This window comes from Streptomyces sp. NPDC037013, from assembly GCF_055607265.1.
In genome coordinates this window covers 651,038-668,795 of sequence record NZ_JBVJRV010000006.1, presented here as the reverse complement: position 1 = coordinate 668,795, position 17,758 = coordinate 651,038, and the positions used below count along the sequence as shown (strand labels likewise).

At 71.8% G+C, this 17,758-nt stretch carries 18 protein-coding genes; 3 read left to right on the top strand and 15 right to left on the bottom strand.

Annotated elements, in window-relative coordinates; genetic code table 11:
• Positions 1–55: 55 nt before the first annotated feature.
• Complete coding sequence (locus ACZ7DY_RS25310; RefSeq protein ID WP_363248329.1) at positions 56–2,584, bottom strand: ATP-dependent Clp protease ATP-binding subunit; 2,529 nt, start codon at positions 2,582–2,584, stop codon at positions 56–58.
• Positions 2,585–3,024: 440 nt separating this feature from the next.
• Between ACZ7DY_RS25310 and ACZ7DY_RS25305 the strand changes: the two genes are divergently transcribed.
• The gene (locus ACZ7DY_RS25305; protein WP_471138640.1) at positions 3,025–3,615 is read left to right on the top strand and encodes an SCO3374 family protein; all 591 of its coding nucleotides are present in this window, start codon (positions 3,025–3,027) and stop codon (positions 3,613–3,615) included.
• Here ACZ7DY_RS25305 and ACZ7DY_RS25300 read toward each other — a convergent pair.
• The 11 genes from ACZ7DY_RS25300 to ACZ7DY_RS25250 form a co-directional block, all read right to left on the bottom strand.
• Entirely contained in the window at positions 3,594–3,932 is a 339-nt protein-coding gene (locus ACZ7DY_RS25300; RefSeq protein ID WP_471138639.1) for a histone-like nucleoid-structuring protein Lsr2, read from the bottom strand. The two genes, ACZ7DY_RS25305 and ACZ7DY_RS25300, sit on opposite strands and share 22 nt — an antisense overlap.
• Before the next feature lie 264 nt (positions 3,933–4,196).
• Positions 4,197–4,766: an amino-acid N-acetyltransferase gene (locus tag ACZ7DY_RS25295; protein WP_471138638.1), complete on the bottom strand. Its 570-nt coding sequence runs from the start codon at positions 4,764–4,766 to the stop codon at positions 4,197–4,199.
• A 9-nt stretch (positions 4,767–4,775) separates the two neighbouring features.
• On the bottom strand, positions 4,776–5,243 hold the full coding sequence (locus tag ACZ7DY_RS25290; protein ID WP_471138711.1) for a BlaI/MecI/CopY family transcriptional regulator: 468 nt from the start codon (positions 5,241–5,243) through the stop codon (positions 4,776–4,778).
• Between the two features lie 183 nt (positions 5,244–5,426).
• Positions 5,427–5,606 (bottom strand): hypothetical protein, encoded by a 180-nt coding sequence (locus ACZ7DY_RS25285; protein WP_471138637.1) that lies wholly within the window; start codon positions 5,604–5,606, stop codon positions 5,427–5,429.
• A gap of 14 nt (positions 5,607–5,620) precedes the next feature.
• Positions 5,621–6,259 carry a hypothetical protein gene (locus tag ACZ7DY_RS25280; protein ID WP_471138709.1) on the bottom strand — a complete coding sequence of 213 codons (639 nt, stop codon included), beginning with the start codon at positions 6,257–6,259 and terminating at the stop codon, positions 5,621–5,623.
• Between the two features lie 659 nt (positions 6,260–6,918).
• Complete coding sequence (locus ACZ7DY_RS25275; protein WP_471138636.1) at positions 6,919–7,131, bottom strand: hypothetical protein; 213 nt, start codon at positions 7,129–7,131, stop codon at positions 6,919–6,921.
• A gap of 95 nt (positions 7,132–7,226) precedes the next feature.
• Positions 7,227–8,033: a type III pantothenate kinase gene (locus tag ACZ7DY_RS25270; protein ID WP_471138635.1), complete on the bottom strand. Its 807-nt coding sequence runs from the start codon at positions 8,031–8,033 to the stop codon at positions 7,227–7,229.
• Positions 8,033–9,031, bottom strand: coding sequence for a carboxylating nicotinate-nucleotide diphosphorylase (gene nadC, locus ACZ7DY_RS25265; protein WP_471138634.1), 999 nt, complete (start codon positions 9,029–9,031; stop codon positions 8,033–8,035). Before nadC ends, ACZ7DY_RS25270 begins: the two co-directional genes overlap by 1 nt.
• A gap of 2 nt (positions 9,032–9,033) precedes the next feature.
• Positions 9,034–10,755, bottom strand: a complete 1,722-nt coding sequence (locus ACZ7DY_RS25260) for an L-aspartate oxidase (RefSeq protein ID WP_471138633.1) — start codon at positions 10,753–10,755, stop codon at positions 9,034–9,036.
• 55 nt (positions 10,756–10,810) lie between these two features.
• Positions 10,811–11,815: a pantoate--beta-alanine ligase gene (panC, locus tag ACZ7DY_RS25255; protein ID WP_471138631.1), complete on the bottom strand. Its 1,005-nt coding sequence runs from the start codon at positions 11,813–11,815 to the stop codon at positions 10,811–10,813.
• Between the two features lie 5 nt (positions 11,816–11,820).
• A complete protein-coding gene (locus tag ACZ7DY_RS25250) occupies positions 11,821–12,744 on the bottom strand; it encodes a Rossmann-like and DUF2520 domain-containing protein (RefSeq protein WP_471138630.1) in 924 nt (307 codons plus the stop codon).
• A 147-nt stretch (positions 12,745–12,891) separates the two neighbouring features.
• Here ACZ7DY_RS25250 and ACZ7DY_RS25245 point away from each other — a divergent pair, with 147 nt between their 5' ends.
• The gene (locus ACZ7DY_RS25245; protein ID WP_471138628.1) at positions 12,892–14,073 is read left to right on the top strand and encodes a threonine aldolase family protein; all 1,182 of its coding nucleotides are present in this window, start codon (positions 12,892–12,894) and stop codon (positions 14,071–14,073) included.
• Here the strand turns inward: ACZ7DY_RS25245 and ACZ7DY_RS25240 are convergent.
• Complete coding sequence (locus ACZ7DY_RS25240) at positions 14,030–14,275, bottom strand: hypothetical protein (protein WP_471138627.1); 246 nt, start codon at positions 14,273–14,275, stop codon at positions 14,030–14,032. The genes ACZ7DY_RS25245 and ACZ7DY_RS25240 overlap by 44 nt on opposite strands.
• 271 nt (positions 14,276–14,546) lie before the next feature.
• Here ACZ7DY_RS25240 and ACZ7DY_RS25235 point away from each other — a divergent pair, with 271 nt between their 5' ends.
• Complete coding sequence (locus ACZ7DY_RS25235) at positions 14,547–15,653, top strand: DUF5937 family protein (RefSeq protein WP_471138626.1); 1,107 nt, start codon at positions 14,547–14,549, stop codon at positions 15,651–15,653.
• 24 nt (positions 15,654–15,677) lie between these two features.
• On the opposite strand, the gene ACZ7DY_RS25230 is transcribed toward ACZ7DY_RS25235, so the two are convergent.
• Entirely contained in the window at positions 15,678–16,349 is a 672-nt protein-coding gene (locus ACZ7DY_RS25230; RefSeq protein ID WP_471138625.1) for a response regulator, read from the bottom strand.
• A 117-nt stretch (positions 16,350–16,466) separates the two neighbouring features.
• A complete protein-coding gene (locus ACZ7DY_RS25225) occupies positions 16,467–17,669 on the bottom strand; it encodes a DUF7134 domain-containing protein (protein WP_471138624.1) in 1,203 nt (400 codons plus the stop codon).
• Positions 17,670–17,758: the final 89 nt, after the last annotated feature.

The following is a 17,758-nucleotide window of genomic DNA, read 5'->3' as shown; positions in this document are numbered from 1 at the left end:
CCCGGAACCGTACGGAACGGTTCCGGGGCAGCCCCTGTGGCGCACCCCGTAAGGGCTACGCCTCCTTGCTCAGGTTCGGGCCCGCGCCGCCACCGGCGGCCGACTCGATCGGCGGCACGTCGGGCAGTGCCGCCTTCTCCTCGCCGCGGAAGGTGAACGTGGCGGTCTCGCCCTCGCCCTCCGTGTCGACGACCACGATGTGGCCGGGACGCAGCTCGCCGAAGAGGATCTTCTCGGAGAGGGTGTCCTCGACCTCGCGCTGGATCGTGCGACGCAGCGGACGCGCGCCCAGCACCGGGTCGTAACCCTTCTTCGCGAGCAGCTCCTTCGCGGACTGGGAGAGCTCGATGCCCATGTCCCGGTCCTTCAGGCGCTCGTCCACCTTGGTGATCATCAGGTCGACGATCTGGAGGATGTCGTCCTGGCTGAGCTGCGGGAAGACGACGACGTCGTCCACGCGGTTCAGGAACTCCGGGCGGAAGTGCTGCTTCAGCTCGTCGCTGACCTTGTTCTTCATCCGCTCGTAATTGGACTTCGTGTCGCCCTGGGCCGCGAAGCCGAGGTTGAAGCCCTTCGAGATGTCACGGGTGCCGAGGTTGGTCGTCATGATGATGACCGTGTTCTTGAAGTCGACGACCCGGCCCTGGGAGTCGGTCAGGCGACCGTCTTCCAGGATCTGCAGGAGCGAGTTGAAGATATCCGGGTGGGCCTTCTCGACCTCGTCGAAAAGGACGACGGAGAACGGCTTGCGGCGGACCTTCTCGGTCAGCTGGCCGCCCTCTTCGTAACCCACGTAACCGGGGGGCGAACCGAAGAGACGCGAAACCGTGTGCTTCTCGCTGAACTCCGACATGTCGAGGGAGATCAGCGCGTCCTCGTCGCCGAAGAGGAACTCGGCGAGCGCCTTGGACAGCTCGGTCTTACCGACACCGGACGGGCCCGCGAAGATGAACGAGCCGCCGGGACGCTTCGGGTCCTTCAGACCCGCACGCGTACGCCGGATCGCCTTCGAGAGCGCCTTGACGGCGTCCTTCTGGCCGATGACGCGCTTGTGGAGCTCGTCCTCCATGCGCAGCAGGCGGCTCGACTCCTCCTCGGTCAGCTTGAAGACCGGGATGCCGGTGGCGGTCGCGAGGACCTCGGCGATCAGCTCGCCGTCGACCTCGGCGACGACGTCCATGTCGCCGGCCTTCCACTCCTTCTCGCGCTTGGCCTTCGCCGCCAGCAGCTGCTTCTCCTTGTCGCGGAGAGAGGCCGCCTTCTCGAAGTCCTGGGAGTCGATGGCCGACTCCTTGTCGCGACGGACGCCCGCGATCTTCTCGTCGAACTCGCGGAGGTCCGGCGGCGCGGTCATCCGGCGGATGCGCATCCGGGAACCGGCCTCGTCGATCAGGTCGATCGCCTTGTCCGGCAGGAAGCGGTCCGAGATGTACCGGTCGGCCAGGGTGGCGGCCTGGACCAGCGCCTCGTCCGTGATGGAGACCCTGTGGTGGGCCTCGTAACGGTCGCGCAGGCCCTTGAGGATCTCGATGGTGTGCGGCAGCGACGGCTCCGCGACCTGGATGGGCTGGAAGCGGCGCTCCAGCGCGGCGTCCTTCTCCAGGTGCTTGCGGTACTCGTCGAGCGTGGTGGCACCGATCGTCTGGAGCTCACCGCGGGCCAGCATCGGCTTGAGGATGCTCGCGGCGTCGATCGCGCCCTCGGCGGCGCCCGCACCCACCAGGGTGTGGAGCTCGTCGATGAACAGGATGATGTCGCCGCGGGTGCGGATCTCCTTGAGGACCTTCTTCAGGCGCTCCTCGAAGTCACCGCGGTAGCGCGAGCCGGCCACCAGCGCGCCGAGGTCGAGGGTGTAGAGGTGCTTGTCCTTGAGGGTCTCGGGCACCTCGCCCTTGACGATGGCCTGGGCGAGGCCCTCGACGACGGCGGTCTTGCCGACGCCGGGCTCACCGATCAGGACCGGGTTGTTCTTCGTGCGGCGGGACAGCACCTGCATGACCCGCTCGATCTCCTTCTCGCGCCCGATGACCGGGTCGAGCTTGGACTCACGAGCGGCCTGGGTGAGGTTCCGGCCGAACTGGTCGAGGACCAGGGACGTGGAGGGCGTGCCCTCGGCAGGACCGCCGGCGGTGGCGGTCTCCTTGCCCTGATAGCCGGAGAGCAGCTGGATGACCTGCTGCCGCACCCGGTTGAGATCGGCGCCCAGCTTGACCAGGACCTGGGCCGCGACGCCCTCGCCCTCGCGGATCAGGCCGAGCAGGATGTGCTCCGTGCCGATGTAGTTGTGGCCCAGCTGAAGGGCCTCGCGGAGCGACAGCTCCAGGACCTTCTTGGCACGGGGGGTGAAGGGGATGTGGCCGGACGGAGCCTGCTGGCCCTGCCCGATGATCTCCTCCACCTGCTGGCGGACCGCCTCGAGCGAAATCCCGAGGCTCTCCAGGGCCTTAGCGGCGACACCCTCGCCCTCGTGGATCAAGCCCAGGAGGATGTGCTCGGTGCCGATGTAGTTGTGGTTGAGCATCCGGGCTTCTTCCTGAGCCAGGACGACAACCCGCCGCGCGCGGTCGGTGAACCTCTCGAACATCGTTAATCGCTCCTCAGAGCGGTCAGGCAGTAAGGGGTCGGTCCCCTCCCTGTCCTTCCGCAGCTTAGTCCCGCAAGCGGGGACCGCTCATTCCAACTGCCGACACCCGGTCCCCTTCCGAGGGGAAGTCCTGACCTCGAACGCCGACAACTGCTCCAACCCGATGGTGCGAGACGATGTTCCCGCAGGCCAGGCAGTTACCCCCACCATCACTACGCCGATGGCGAACGTGAGGCGCCGAAGACCGCGTGTCGCCCCTTCCCACTAGGGATGTCTTACCCGCAAGGACTGACACTCCATGCGGCGCGCCCCGGTTCCCTCCGCTACGGGCGAACACCCTTGCGCCGCCGAGCACGCCTTTACGCCCCCTTCTCGGGTACGTAACGCATCCGGGCCGCTACCTTCCGTAACTCCGGGGCCCTTCCGGCTGTTGCCCGGACATGGCCCTCACAGTCCCTCAGCCCCGCGTGCCGGTCGAGCAGGGTGACCCGGTGCGGCACTGGTACGAGAACGAGCTCGGCTGGGCGACCGCCCCCGGACCCGGTCCGGTGCGTCTCCTGACAGGCCTGCGCTTCGACGTCCTGGAGCTGCCCGCGGAGGCGGGCTTCGCGACACTGCGGCACCTCGGCCCGAAGGCCCCGGTGGCGCTGTGCGGGGACACCATGCGGCTCCTGGTGGGCGCGGGGAGCGCGGACGAGCTGCCGGGGCTGCTCGACTGGCTGGAGTGGGGAGACATCCCCCTCGGCCTCACCGCGGTCGGGGCGGGCGGGCGGATCGACGCGCCGACGCCCCCGGGCCGGTCCGGCTCGCGGGGGGCCGCCGTGTGGCTGCGACCCCCGGAGCCCGGCTGTGAGGTGGAGCCGACGCTGCCCGCGCTCGTGTCCCTGCCCGCCGTGGGGGGTGGCGGGACGGCGCTCCACAGCGATTCCGCCGTGGGCTCCGGTCTCGTACGGCTCGTGGACACGGCGGCCACGCAGTGCCACCGGGTCCGGTTGCGGCGTCGCAGCCGTCAGCCGTTGGCCTTCTCGTAGGCCTCGCGAATGGAGGCGGGAACGCGGCCGCGGTCATTGACCTCGAAACCGTTCTCCTTCGCCCAGGCGCGGATCGCCGCGGTGTCCTGACCGCTGCTCGAGGCAGCGGCGCGCGTCTTGCCACGACCGCCGGAACCGCGGCCACCGGTGCGCCGGCCGGCCTTGACGAAGTCCTCGAGGGCACCGCGGAGCTTGTCCGCGTTGGCCGTGGTGAGGTCGATCTCGTAGGACTTGCCGTCCAGCGCAAACGTCACGGTCTCGTCCGCCTCGCCACCGTCGAGGTCATCGACAAGAAGGACCTGAACCTTCTGTGCCACCGGATTTCCTTTCATCGATAACTGTGAGCCCGGCCCGCGCGACGCACGCCGCCGATTCACCGGCCCCTGTTATATGCAGTACTGCAGTACGTCGGAAAGCAAACCGCTTTTGCCGGAAAAACACAAACCCCTGGGAGAGACCTGGGACCCCGGGAAGCCCGGAAACATGCGCGTTTCGGACATAGGGCACCTGGGCAGGCTGCCGCCAGGAATACCGGCGTGAGGATACGGTGCCGATACGGCGTGCGGATACCGACGTGACGATCACAGATGCAGAAGCATCCGGCTGTTGCCCAAGGTGTTCGGTTTCACTCGTTCGAGGCCGAGGAACTCCGCGACGCCCTCGTCATAGGAACGCAGGAGCTCGCTGTAGACATCTCCGTCGACCGGAGTCTCGCCGATCTCCACGAAGCCGTGCTTCGCGAAGAAGTCGACTTCGAAGGTGAGACAGAAAACCTTGCGGACGCCGAGCCAGCGGGCGGTCTGCAGCAACTTGCCCAACAGCTGATGCCCCACTCCGGCGCCCTTGACCTCGGAGTTCACCGCGAGAGTGCGGACTTCGGCGAGGTCTTCCCACATCACGTGCAGAGCGCCGCAGCCGACCAACTCCGCGTTGTCGTCGCGTTCCGCCACCCAGAACTCCTGGATGTCCTCGTAAAGCGTCACCGTCGCTTTGTCCAGGAGGATCCGCTCGCGGACGTAGGAGTCGAGGAGCCGGCGGACGGCCGGCACATCGGAGGTTCGCGCCCTGCGGACCGAGACCGCTTTTGCGCTGAGTTCGCTGAGTTCGTTGCGTTCGCTGGGTTCGTTGCGTTCGGGGACCTCTGCTGGCATGAGCGGACGCTATCGTTCGGCGCCGGGCTCCGTGGCGCCGGGGTTCTCGGGCTCCGGGCCGATGCCCCCGGGGTTCTCGGCGCCCTGGGCGATACGGGCGGGGGGCGCGGGGTTCTCCGGGCCCTGGACGATACGCATCGCGTCGCTCAGCGCTTCCCGCTGTTCCGCCGACATCATGCCGAAGAAGGCGACGAGTGCGGCGGCCGGGTTGTCGCTGCGCGACCACGCTTCGTTCATCAGTGCGGCTGCGTAGGCGGCACGAGTGGAGACCGCCTCATATCGATAGGCGCGGCCTTCCGCTTCGCGGCGCACCCAGCCCTTCTGATGGAGATTGTCCAAAACGGTCATCACGGTGGTGTACGCGATGGACCGTTCCTGCTGAAGGTCTTCCAGGACTTCTCGAACGGTCACGGGGCGGTTCCACTTCCACACCCGCGTCATGACTGAGTCTTCGAGTTCTCCCAATGGACGAGGCACAGTCGAAACAATAGTGGGAGACGTCACTATTGGCGTGATGCGTGAGGGACGTGGCGTACCGCTATTTTCCGCAACAAAAAGGGCGTACGACTCGGAACGCTCACGAGTCGTACGCCGGGGGCGCGGGGCGCCGGGGACGGAGGCGGTGGGTGGGACCCGGACCGGTCAGGCGTCCGGGGCCGGTCAGGCGCCGCCGGTCTTCGGGGTCTGGCGGGCGGCCTCGGCGCGGGTGATCGCGGCGTCCACGGCCGCGTCCTCCTTGGCCTTGTTGGCGCCGCCCTGGGTCTTCACGATCGTCACGATGAGGCCCGTGAAGAACACGGCCATCACTACGGGGGGCACGAGCGCGGAAACGTAGTCCATGCCCCCCAGAGTAGCTAGCCCGCGGCGAGCTGGTGCGGTGGGCCCGTGGGTGCGGGCGCGGGGGTGGGGGCGGGGGCGGGGGCGGGGGTGGCCGGCTCGGGGCGGCGCTTGGGCGGGAACACCTCGGCGGGGGTGGGGACGGGGCGGGGGCCCGGGGCGGGGGCGGAGGCCCCTTCTCCCTTGGCCTCGCCCAGGCCGCCGGGGAGGGCGAGGAGGCGGGTGCGGGAGGCCGGGGCGGGGATCGTGGCGCGCTCCTGTACGGGTACGGGTACGGGGACGGCGCGGCCCGCGAGACGGGCGCGGATGGCACGTTCCGCGAGGGCGCGGCACCGGTCGAGCAGGGCGGCCGCGACGGGGTTGCCGCGCAGGGCGCGCAGGGCCGCGAGGTCGTCGGCGACGGGCTGGTAGCCGGTGGCGAGGACGTCGTCGAGGAGGCCCAGGTAACCGGATGCGGTGCCGGGCAGGGCGGCGCGGTAGCGGGCGAGGTCGGCCACGAGGAAGGCGCGCAGCCTGGCGCCCTCGCGCACCGCTTCGTCGACCGATTCGGCGAGGCGGAGACAGTCCTGGACGTCTTCGTCACGGACGGGGCTGGGGTGCAGGGCGAGCGCCAGAGCACGACGGAGCACACGCAGCTCCTCCGCGCTGAAGGCCATGCCGCCCCGGGATCCGTATGGCGTGGGCATGGACCGACGATACGCGCCAAACGGACAAAATCGGCTTAACGCCACATCCTGGCGTGGCCCGCACCGGGTGCGGGTGGGCTTGGGCTGGTTTCTGCGCCTTGGGTTCGGTTGCGGGTGCGGAGGTGTGCGGCTGCGCGGTGGCTGGTGTCTGCGCCTCGGCTTCGTCTGGGGGTGCGGGGCCGCGGGGGTGTGCGCGTGCTGTCCGTCTGTGGGTGCGGCGCCGCGGGGGTATGTGCGTACTCGCTATCCCTGCGCCCCGCTGCACGAACAAAGGCGCCATGGTTCGCTCGGTGCTCCGTGCGCACATACCCCCACGTCCCCTCCCGTCTCGCGCGCGCCTGCGGCCCGGTGAAGCTGGCAGCCACCGGGACCCTCGACTCCGGCCCCGCGCCACGGGGCACACCCCACCCCGCCCCAACCCCCGCCACGCGGCGCGGAGAAACCCGCCCACCCCACCCGCGCTCCCGCCACGCGGCGCGGGGTAACGCACCCCCACCCCGCCCCTACTCCCGCCCTGCGGTGCGGGGTAAACGGGTGGGTGGGTGGGAGCATCCGCCGCGGAGCGGCGGGGTTGTTCGGGTGCGCCAGGTGGGGAGCAGGGAAGAGGGGGACGGCACCGCGTGGCGGGGTCAGTCGGGGTGGCGGCGGAGCAAGGCGTACGTCACCGCTCCGATGCCCAGCGCCGCCACCGCCGCCACCGCGAGCCACGGCAGGATCCCCGCCCCCGCCCCGGCGAGGTCCACGGACGGCTGCGTCGCGTGGGCCGTCGACGCGGGGTCGGCGACCACCGCGACCAGCGCCGCCGCCACCACCGCAGCGCCGAAGTGTCTCTTGCGCCTCATTCGTCCCAGCCCGCCCAACACCCGCTCAAGTCCCGTCCCTGCGCAGACTCTTGCAGAAGGAGGCGGGTCGTGCACACGCGGCCGTCAGCAATCGGTCAGGTACGGGCGATGTTCCGCTCGTAGACGAGGCGGAGACCGATCAGCGTCAGCCACGGTTCGTGCTCGTCGATGACCGACGCCTCGCCGAGGACCATCGGCGCGAGTCCGCCCGTCGCGATGACCGTCACGTCGTCCGGATCGCCGCCCGCGCCCGCGAGTTCGCGCGCCATCCGGTTCACCACTCCGTCGACCTGGCCGGCGAACCCGTACAGGATGCCCGCCTGCATGGCCTCGACCGTGTTCTTGCCGATGACGCTGCGCGGCCGGGCCAGCTCGATCTTGCGGAGCTGTGCCCCGCGTACCCCGAGCGCCTCCACGGAGATCTCGATGCCGGGGGCGATCACACCGCCCGCGTACTCCCCGCGCGCGGAGACCGCGTCGAACGTCGTCGCCGTGCCGAAGTCGACGACGATCGCCGGCCCGCCGTAGAGCTCGACGGCCGCGACGGCGTTGATGATGCGGTCGGCGCCGACCTCCTTGGGGTTGTCCATGAGGATCGGGACGCCGGTCTTGATGCCGGGCTCGACGAGGACGGCGGGGACGTCGCCGTAGTAGCGGCGGGTCACCTCGCGCAGCTCGTGCAGGACCGAGGGGACGGTCGAGCAGATCGCGATGCCGTCGATGCCGTCGCCCAGCTCCTCGCCGAGGAGGGGATGCATGCCCATCAACCCGTTGAGCAGCACGGCCAGTTCGTCCGCCGTGCGGCGGGCGTCCGTGGAGATGCGCCAGTGTTCGACGATGTCCTCGCCGTCGAAGAGGCCGAGGACGGTGTGGGTGTTCCCCACGTCGATGGTGAGCAGCATCAGTCCCGCACCGCTTCCCGGAGGTCGAGGCCGATGTCGAGGATCGGCGAGGAGTGCGTGAGCGCGCCCACCGCGAGGTAGTCGACGCCCGTCCGCGCGTACGCCCGGGCGTTCTCCAGGGTGAGGCGGCCGGAGGACTCGAGGTAGGCGCGGCCGTTCACGAGGGCGACGGCTTCCTCGGTCTCGCCCGGCGTGAAGTTGTCCAGGAGGATCAGGTCGGCGCCCGCGTCGACGACCTCGCGCAGCTGGTGCAGCGTGTCGACCTCGACCTCGATCGCGACGTCCGGGAACTGCTCCCGTACGGCCTTGAAGGCCTGCGTGATGCCGCCGGCGGCGACCACGTGGTTGTCCTTGACCAGCGCCGCGTCGGAGAGCGACATGCGGTGGTTGACGCCGCCGCCCATGCGTACCGCGTACTTCTCCAGGGCGCGGTAACCCGGGGTCGTCTTGCGGGTGTCGCGGACCTTCGCCTTCGTGCCGTCGAGCTCGTCCGCCCACGCGCGCGTGGCGGTCGCGATGCCGGAGAGACGGCAGAGGATGTTCAGCGCGCTGCGCTCGGCGGTGAGCAGGTCGCGGGTGCGGGTGGTGACGCTGAGGAGGACGTCCCCCGCCTCGACGCGGTCGCCGTCCTCGACGTGCCGCTCGACCTCGAACTCGTCCTCGCACACCACGGAGAGGACCGCTTCGGCGACGCGCAGCCCCGCCACGGTGCCGGCCTGTCGGGCGGCGAAGTCGGCGGTGGCGACGGCGTCTTCGGGGATGGTCGCGGTCGTGGTGACGTCCACGCCACCGGCCAGGTCCTCCTCGATGGCCATGTGCGCGATGTCCTCGATCTGCAGCGGGTCGAGGCCCGCCTCGGCGAGGAGGCGCGCGAGGGCGGGGTCGAGACCGCACTCCAGGGGGTCGAAGGCGTCGTCACCGCCGCAGCCGCAGGCGTCGCCGCAGCCACCGCCCGCGGCTGAGGGGGTGGCGAGGGGGAGGTCGTCGGGGGTGCTCACGGTCACTGCTCCTGGGGACTGGGGCTGGGGCGGGTCGGGGGGAAGTCGTGGGTCTCCGTCGTGTGGGCCGCCAGCGTCCTGTCGGGATTCAGGCGTACGACGATGTGGCGCCGCCAGGTGGCGTCGTCGCGGTCGGCGTGGTCCAGGCGCCAGTGGCAGCCGCGGGTCTCCTCGCGGCGCTGGGCGGCGGCGACCAGGACACGGGCCACGCACAGGAGGTTGGTGGTCTCCCAGGTGTCGACGCCGGGCTCGGCGGTCTTGCCGTGCTCGGCGAGGGCGCCGGCGGCTTCGGCGTGGACGCGGGCCAGCTGGGCCGCCGCCCGGCTGAGGGAGTCGGCGGAGCGCAGCACTCCGGCGCCCTCGGTCATGACGCGCTGGATGGTGAAGCGGGCCTCGGGCGGCAGCAGGGGGTGCGCCGGGGTCTCGGGCCGGGTCACGGGAGCGGGCACGCGCGCGTGGAGGGCGTTCTGTGCGTGCAGGGCGGCGATGTCGGCGGCGATGCGCTCGGCGTAGACCAGGCCTTCGAGCAGGGAGTTGGAGGCGAGCCGGTTGGCGCCGTGGACGCCGGTGCAGGCGACCTCTCCGCAGGCGTACAGGCCGGGGACGGTGGTGCGGCCGTGCGGGTCGGTGCGGACGCCGCCGGAGGCGTAGTGCGCGGCCGGGGCGATGGGGATGGGCTCGGTGATCGGGTCGATGCCGTGGGCGCGGCAGGCGGCGAGGATCGTCGGGAAGCGGTTCTCCCACATGTCGGCGCCGAAGTGCCGGGCGTCCAGGTACATGTGCTCGGCGCCCTGTTCCTGCATGCGGCGCGTGATGCCCTTGGTGACGACGTCGCGCGGCGCGAGCTCGGCGAGCTCGTGCTGGCCGACCATGAAGCGCACGCCGTCGGCGTCCACGAGGTGCGCGCCCTCGCCCCGGACCGCTTCGGAGACCAGCGGCTGCTGGCCCTCCGCGTCCGCGCCGAGGAAGAGCACGGTGGGGTGGAACTGCACGAACTCCAGGTCGGAGACCTCGGCGCCCGCGCGCAGGGCGAGCGCGACACCGTCGCCGGTGGAGACGGGCGGGTTGGTGGTGGCGGAGAAGACCTGGCCCATGCCGCCGGTCGCGAGGACCACGGCGGGGGCGTGGACGGCGCCCACGCCGTCGTGCTGGCCCTCCCCCATGACGTGCAGGGAGACACCCGCGGTGCGGCCCTCGGCGTCCGTCAGGAGGTCGAGGACGAGCGCGTTCTCCACGGTGGGGATGGACCGCGCGCGGACGGCTTCGACGAGCGCGCGGGAGACCTCCGCACCGGTGGCGTCGCCGCCCGCGTGCGTGATGCGGCGGCGGTGGTGGCCGCCCTCGCGGGTCAGCTGGAGGGTGCCCTCGGGGCCCTGGTCGAAGTGGGCGCCGGTCTCGATGAGGCGGCGTACGGCGTCGGGGCCCTGGGTGACGAGGGCGCGTACGGCCTCCTCGTCGCAGAGGCCGACGCCCGCCACGAGGGTGTCGTCCAGGTGCTGTTCGGGGGTGTCGCCCTCGCCGAGCGCGGCGGCGATGCCGCCCTGGGCCCAGCGGGTGGAGCCGTCGTCGAGGCGGGCCTTGGTGACCACGACCGTCTTCAGGCCGGCGGCCGAGCAACGCAGGGCGGCCGTCAGTCCGGCCACTCCGGAGCCGACGACCACGACGTCGGCGTCGAGGGACCAGCCGGGGGCGGGTGCATGCAGCCGTATTCCGGTGGTGCTCATGCGGGGACTCCGATCGGGCGTACGAAGGCTGCGCTCGGGGGCGTGCGGTGCGCGCTCATACGGCGGCTCCGAACGTCAGCGGGAGGTTGTCGATCAGTCGGGTCGAGCCGACGCGGGCGGCCACCGCGAGGATGGCCTCGCCCCGGTGTCCCGGGCGGACCTCGGTGAAGTCGGCCGGGTCCACCAGCGCCACGTAGTCAAGCTCCAGCGGGGGCCGCAGGCGCGCGGCCTCGTCGAGGACCAGGCGGGCGGCGGCGACCACGGCGGCGGGTCCCGCGGTGGCGGAGGGCTCGGCGGAGTGCGCCACGGCGTGGGTGTCGGCGGCGGCGCGGGTCTCGCCGATCTCGCTGAGGGCGACGGCACGCGCGCGCGTGGTGGGGGCGCTGGCGGCCCGCGCGCGCAGGGCCTCCTGCGCGGCATGCCGGTCGCGGCCCGCGAAGAGGGCCTGCGAGAGGGCGAGGGCGGTGCGCCGCTCGGCCGGAGAGAGGTAGCGGTTGCGGCTGGAGAGTGCCAGGCCGTCGTCCTCGCGGACGGTGGGGACGCCGACGATCTCCACGGGGAAGTCGAGGTCGCGGACCATGCGCCGGATCAGGGCGAGCTGCTGGGCGTCCTTCTGCCCGAACAGCGCCACGTCGGGCGCGGTGAGGTGCAGCAGCTTGGCGACGACGGTGAGCATGCCGTCGAAGTGGCCGGGGCGCGTGGCGCCTTCGAGGACGGTGCCCATGGGGCCCGCGCCGATGCGGACCTGGGGCTCGCCGCCGGGGTAGACCTCGTCCACGGAGGGGGCGAAGACGACGTCCGCGCCCGCCTGTTCGGCGATCTTGACGTCGGCTTCGAGGGTACGGGGGTAGCGGTCCAGGTCCTCGCCGGCGCCGAACTGGAGCGGGTTCACGAAGACCGTGACGACGACCTCGCCGTCGGGTCCGGCGATCCGGCGGGCGGCGCGGACCAGGGAGGCGTGTCCCTCGTGCAGGGCGCCCATGGTCATGACGACGGCGCGGCGGCCCGCACGCGCGCGCGTGCGCAGCGACTCGGCGGTGTGCAGGAGAGTGGCGTTCATCGCGTTCACCGGTCTCCTCCCGTCGTGCCGCCGTCCGCCAGTACGCCGAGGAGGTCCTCGGCGAGCTCCGGCTTGAGCAGGCCGTGGGCGAGGGCGCGGTCGGCGGTGGCGCGGGCCATCGCGATGTACCCGGCGACGGTCTGCGGGGCGTGCTTGCGCAACTCGGCGACATGCGCCGCGACGGTGCCCGCGTCGCCGCGCGCGACGGGGCCGGTGAGGGCCGCGTCGCCCGAGCGCAGGGCGTTGTCCAGGGCGGCACCGAGGAGGGGGCCGAGCATCCGGTCCGGGGCGGCGACGCCGGCGTCGCGCAGCAGCTCCATGGACTCGGCGACGAGGGTGACCAGGTGGTTCGCGCCCAGGGCGAGCGCCGCGTGGTAGAGCGGGCGGTTCTCCTCGGCGATCCACTCGGGCTCGCCACCCATCTCGATGACCAGGGCCTCGGCGGCGAGCCGCAGCTCGTCGGGGGCGGTGACGCCGAAGGAGCATCCGGCCAGCCGCTGTACGTCGACGGGGGTGCCGGTGAACGTCATGGCGGGGTGCAGCGCGAGCGGCAGAGCGCCGGCGCGCAGGGCGGGTTCGAGGACCTTGGTGCCGTACCGCCCGGAGGTGTGGACGAGGAGCTGGCCCGGGCGGACGGCGCCCGTCTCCGCGAGGCCCTCCACGAGCCCCGGCAGGGCGTCGTCGGGGACGGTCAGGAGCACCAGGTCGGCACGGCCGAGGACCTCGGCGGGCGGGACGAGGGGGATGTCGGGCAGCATGACCGCGGCCCGGCGTACGGACGCGTCGGAGACGCCGGACGCGGCGACCGGGCGGTGCCCGGCGAGCTGCAGCGACGCGGCGAGGGCGGGGCCCACCCGGCCCGCTCCCACGACTCCCACGGTGAGCCTCGCGGGGCGGTCCCGCGGGTCTGGCTGATGCGATGCGTTCACGCGGCGGCGCCTTCCGTTCCAGTCCGCTCGGGGTACCGGACGATTTCTCGTCATGTTAACGCGATCGGTTGGTGCCGCGTCTGCCGCTGTCCACAGGCTGTGGTTATTCATGTGACCGGCGGCAGGGGGCGGGGTCATGCTCTGAGGATGCCCTCGAACAGCACAGCACAAGAGCAGCCGGCGCCCCCGGATCCAGACGCCTACCGGCTCCTGTCGGCCCGGCGCAGGGCTGCCTCCCGCGGGGCGGCCAGGACCCTGCACCGCTCGCCCCTGCACATCCCGCTCGTCGACCGTTTTTCGGCCCTGGCGGCCGCGGCCCCCGAGATCGTCGGGCCGGATGATCCGGCCGACCTCTACGGGGACGCCGTCGTCGCCACTCTGGAGGGCGAGGTCGCGCGGCTGCTCGGCAAGGAGGACGCCGCCTTCTTCCCGACCGGCACGATGGCCCAGCAGGTGGCCTTGCGCTGCTGGGCGGGGCGTACGGGGAACGCGACGGTCGCCCTGCACCCCAAGGCGCATCCCGAGGTCCACGAGAGGGACGCCTTCTCGGTGGTCAGCGGGTTGCGGACGGTGCACCCGACGGGCGAGCCGCGGCTGCCCACGGCGGACGAGGTGCGGGACTTCGGCGAGCCCTTCGGGACGCTGATGCTCGAACTGCCGCTCCGGGACGCCGGTTTCGTCCTGCCGGAGTGGGAGGAGCTTCAGGAGGTGGTGGCAGCGGCCCGCGAGCGGGACGCGGTCGTGCACTTCGACGGCGCCCGCTTCTGGGAGTGCACGTCCCACCTGGGCCGGGACCTGGCGGAGATCTCCGGGCTCGCCGACTCCGTGTACGTGTCGTTCTACAAGTCCCTCGAAGGGCTCGGCGGTGCCGCGCTGGCCGGCCCGCGCACGCTCGTGGAGGAGGCGCGGACGTGGCGCCACCGCTACGGGGGCCAGGTCTTCCAGCAGTTCCCGACGGCCGTCTCGGCGCTGCTCGGCCTGAAGCACGTCCTGCCCAGGTTGCCGGAGTACGTCGCCCACGCGCGGGTCGTCGCCGAGGCGCTGCGGGAGGGGTTCGCCGCGGCCGGGGTGCCCTGGTCGCGCGTACACCCCGAGCCCCCGCACACCCACCAGTTCCAGGTGTGGCTGCCGTACGCGCCGGACGTGCTGAACGAGGCCTGCCTCGGGCAGGCCGAGGAGACCGGGACGCTGCTCTTCGGGCGCTGGTTCCCGGACGGTCCGCCCGGCCTCTCGGTCACGGAGGTCACCGTGACCGAGGAGGGCCTGGCGTGGACCGCCGGTGACGTCAGGGAAGCGGTCGCGGAGTTCGTGCGACGGATCGACCGCTGAGGCGGCCGCCGCCCGCGAACCTGGCCAGGGCGGCGCGGAACCTGCCGTGCGCGGGGCGTTCCTCGACGACGGCGCGGAAGCGTCCGTAGTCGCGGACCTCGCGGACGGCCTGCCAGTCGTGGTGACCGGGGGCGGGCGGGGTCGGCGCGCCGTGCTGGGCGGCGCGGTAGGCGTCGAGGAGGTACTGCTGGGTGACGCTCATGACGGAACACCTCTCGGTATAAAGAGTACTTAACGGACATCGATGGGCTGGTCGTGCCGGGGAGATCTGTCGTCGGATGCGGGGATGGTCCGGAGGGTGCGGGCCGCCGGCGACGGCGGGTCACCCGGCGTGCGGGTCAGCGGCGACGGCGGCGCTGCCGTGCCTCCCGATGACCCACAGCCTGCCCCTCGTGGTCCGCCCTCGTCGCGTCGATTGACGAGCGCCGTCAATCGTCGGCCGCGCTGTCGGTGGCGCGGTGCACCATGGGGCCATGAGCGTGAACATCGACATCACCGGGCTGGCGCAGGAGCGCATCCATGTCGTTCCCTCGCCCCTCGCCGAGCTCGGAATGGCGCTGCACGCCCTCTCCGAGCCGGGTCACCACCCGCGGCTCCAGGGCTGGACGACGGCCGTCTCCACGCGCCTGAACCCGTGCCTGGCGGACCGCATGTGCGAGGCGGACTTCCTGTGGCGCACGACGTTCTCGGACGTGTTCGCGCCCTTCGCGGGCGTGCCGGGGCGGACGGCACTGCCCGGTGCCACCCTCGCCGAGGAGCTCGACCTGCTGGACAAGCTGACCGACGTACAGTTCGTGGACGCCGCCCTGGAGTTCACCTGCCAGTCGATGTCCACGGAGCCGGACAGCGATTTCCTGACCGACCCCGCCGTGCGGCGGCGCGCGCTGGACCTGGCCGCCGCCCGCGGCCCGCACCAGGTGCGCTTCACCCAGCGGCTGCTCGACGATCCGCCCGCCGTCCGCGCCTGGTTCCGCTCGCTCATGGAGGACTGCGACGAGGCCTTCTTCGCCGACACCTGGGCCCGGCTCAGCCATCAACTGGCCGCGGACGCCCGGCACAAGACCGACCTGCTGCGGCACAAGGGCCTCGGGGAGGCCCTGAAGTCGGTCTCCGCCGCGCTCTCCCTCGACGAGAGCGGCCGGGTCATCACCGTCGACAAGATCACTTCCGGGCACACCGCCACGGGCTCCGGAGGCCTCGTCCTGGTGCCGACCAGCCTCGGCTGGCCGCACCTCATGGTGCTGCACCGCAAGGGCTGGCAGGCGACGATCACGTATCCGGTCGGCGCCCCCGCCCTCACCGCCCCGCCCACCGTGGAGCAGCTGACCCGCCGCATGTCCGCGCTCGCCCACCCGGTGCGGATGCGGCTGTGCCGGCACCTCGCGCGCGGGGCGTACACGACGAGCGAACTGGCCGACGCGCACGGCATGACGGCACCGGAGATATCCCGGCACCTGAGCGTCCTGAAGAAGGCCGACCTGATCACCACGCGCCGCCGCGGGCGCTACGTCCAGCACCAGCTGGACATCAGCGTGGTCTCCCGCCTCGGCAGCGACTTCATCGAGGGCGTACTGCGCTAGGGCGTGTCCCAGGGCCCGGCGGCGTCAGGAACCGCCGCCGGCCCGCACCAGACCCGTCTCGTACGCGAGGACGACCACCTGCACCCGGTCCCGCAGGTCCAGCTTGGTCAGGATGCGTCCCACGTGCGTCTTCACGGTCGCCTCCGAGAGGACGAGCCGCGCCGCGATCTCGCCGTTCGACAGGCCCTGGGCGACCAGGATCATCACCTCGCGCTCGCGGTCCGTCAGCCGCTCCAACTGCTTGAACTGCGGCTGGCCGCCGGTGTTCGGCAGCATCGGCGCGAAGCGGTCGAGGAGCCTGCGGGTGGTGGACGGCGCAACCACCGCGTCGCCGCTGTGCACGGAGCGGATGGCGGCGAGCAGTTCGCCGGGCGGCACGTCCTTGAGCATGAAGCCGGACGCGCCCGCCTTCAGCCCCGAGAAGGCGTACTCGTCGAGGTCGAAGGTGGTCAGGATCAGCACCTTCGGCGGGTTCGCGCCCTGGCAGACGCGCCGGGTCGTCTCCACGCCGTCGAGCTTCGGCATGCGCACGTCCATCAGGACCACGTCGACCTCGGTGCCGCGCAGCACCTCCAGTGCCTCGACGCCGTCGCCCGCCTCCGCGACGACATCCATGTCCGGCTGGGCGGCGAGCACCATCCGGAACCCGGTGCGCAGCAGCACCTGGTCGTCCACGAGCATCACACGGATCGACATCAAGGCGGTCCCTTCGGGGAAGTTCCGGCGAGTACCGGGGAGTTCGGGGAGGTCAGGAGCTCGGAAGGGGGGTCAGGGAGGCGGCGGGGCCAGGGTCGGCCCGCCCGGTGGCAGGTGTCAATGCGCGGGCTTGAGCGGCAGCAGCGCACTGATCCGGAATCCTCCGCCGGGACGCGGCCCCGCGTCCAGCGTGCCGCCGACCATGCCGACACGCTCGCGCATGCCGATCAGACCGTGCCCGCTGCCGTCGGCCCCGCCGTCCTCGTACAGCTCGTGCGGAGCGCCCTTGCCGTCGTCCTCGACGAGCAGCCCGAGGCCGTCGTCGAAGTAGACGAGGCGCACGCTCGCCCCGGCGTTCTCCCCGCCGTGCTTGCGGGTGTTGGTGAGCGCCTCCTGCACGATGCGGTACGCGGTGAGCTCCACGCCGCTCGGCAGCGGGCGCGGGGTGCCCTCCACCTTGAAGTCGACGGGCAGCCCGGCCGTGCGCACCTGCTCGATGAGTTCGTCGAGCTGTTCGACGTCGGGCTGCGGGACGTACTCACCGCTCTCCTCGGGCTCGCCGGTGCGCAGCACGCCGAGCAGCCTGCGCATCTCGGCCAGCGCCTGCCGGCCGGTGCCCGAGATGGTCTCCAGCGCCTTCTTCGCCTGGTCGGGCGCGGTGTCCAGGACGTAGGCGGCGCCGTCGGCCTGGACCACCATCACCGAGACGTTGTGGGCGACGACGTCGTGCAGCTCACGGGCGATACGGGCCCGCTCCGCCGCGACGGCCACCTTCGACTGCGCCTCGCGCTCCCGCTCGAGACGGGCGGCGCGCTCCTCCAGCTGGGCGAGGTAGGCGCGGCGGGTGCGGATGGAGTCGCCGAGCACCCAGGCGAGGGCGAAGGGGACGATCTGGAAGATCGTTACCAGTACGTTTCCGGTGATGCCCGTGTTCTCGGACGGCCAGCGCAGCATCGACAGCGGGGCCGCGCACAGGCCGCCCACCAGTGCCAGCCGCGAGGCCCACGTCGTGCCGATCGCCGCCGCCGTGTAGACGATCACCAGCAGGGCGAAGTCCGCGGGCAGCTTCCCCACGTCGAGGACGAGCTGGGCGAGGCCGAGGACAACAGCGAGCACCAGCATCTTCTCGGGAGCCCGCCGGCGCAGCGCCACCACCACGGAGAGGCCCACGGCGACCGGGATCGCGGCGAGGCCCGGTTCGTGGGCGTTCCTCTCGGCCATGACCACCAGACCGATCCCGGAGATCCCGAGGAGGACGAAGGCCCAGAAGCCGTCGACCCAGGTCGGGTGTCTGCGGAGGAAGTCATAGAGGCGCTGCACGTAACCCAGCGTAGGCAGCCCCGCGGCGCCCCCGGGTCAACCGGAGGTGCGATCCCTGTCGAGCACATGTACTCCCCAAGGTGGAGGCC

What these genes read in the sequence shown, in the direction of transcription:
- ACZ7DY_RS25310 (WP_363248329.1), bottom strand. Translation starts at nt 2,584, where the DNA reads ATGTTCGAGAGGTTCACCGACCGCGCGCGGCGGGTTGTCGTCCTGGCT.
- ACZ7DY_RS25305 (WP_471138640.1), top strand. Translation starts at nt 3,025, where the DNA reads ATGGCCCTCACAGTCCCTCAGCCCCGCGTGCCGGTCGAGCAGGGTGAC.
- ACZ7DY_RS25295 (WP_471138638.1), bottom strand. Translation starts at nt 4,766, where the DNA reads ATGCCAGCAGAGGTCCCCGAACGCAACGAACCCAGCGAACGCAACGAA.
- ACZ7DY_RS25285 (WP_471138637.1), bottom strand. Translation starts at nt 5,606, where the DNA reads ATGGACTACGTTTCCGCGCTCGTGCCCCCCGTAGTGATGGCCGTGTTC.
- ACZ7DY_RS25280 (WP_471138709.1), bottom strand. Translation starts at nt 6,259, where the DNA reads ATGGCCTTCAGCGCGGAGGAGCTGCGTGTGCTCCGTCGTGCTCTGGCG.
- ACZ7DY_RS25275 (WP_471138636.1), bottom strand. Translation starts at nt 7,131, where the DNA reads ATGAGGCGCAAGAGACACTTCGGCGCTGCGGTGGTGGCGGCGGCGCTG.
- ACZ7DY_RS25270 (WP_471138635.1), bottom strand. Translation starts at nt 8,033, where the DNA reads ATGCTGCTCACCATCGACGTGGGGAACACCCACACCGTCCTCGGCCTC.
- ACZ7DY_RS25260 (WP_471138633.1), bottom strand. Translation starts at nt 10,755, where the DNA reads ATGAGCACCACCGGAATACGGCTGCATGCACCCGCCCCCGGCTGGTCC.
- panC (WP_471138631.1), bottom strand. Translation starts at nt 11,815, where the DNA reads ATGAACGCCACTCTCCTGCACACCGCCGAGTCGCTGCGCACGCGCGCG.
- ACZ7DY_RS25245 (WP_471138628.1), top strand. Translation starts at nt 12,892, where the DNA reads ATGCCCTCGAACAGCACAGCACAAGAGCAGCCGGCGCCCCCGGATCCA.
- ACZ7DY_RS25240 (WP_471138627.1), bottom strand. Translation starts at nt 14,275, where the DNA reads ATGAGCGTCACCCAGCAGTACCTCCTCGACGCCTACCGCGCCGCCCAG.
- ACZ7DY_RS25235 (WP_471138626.1), top strand. Translation starts at nt 14,547, where the DNA reads ATGAGCGTGAACATCGACATCACCGGGCTGGCGCAGGAGCGCATCCAT.
- ACZ7DY_RS25230 (WP_471138625.1), bottom strand. Translation starts at nt 16,349, where the DNA reads ATGTCGATCCGTGTGATGCTCGTGGACGACCAGGTGCTGCTGCGCACC.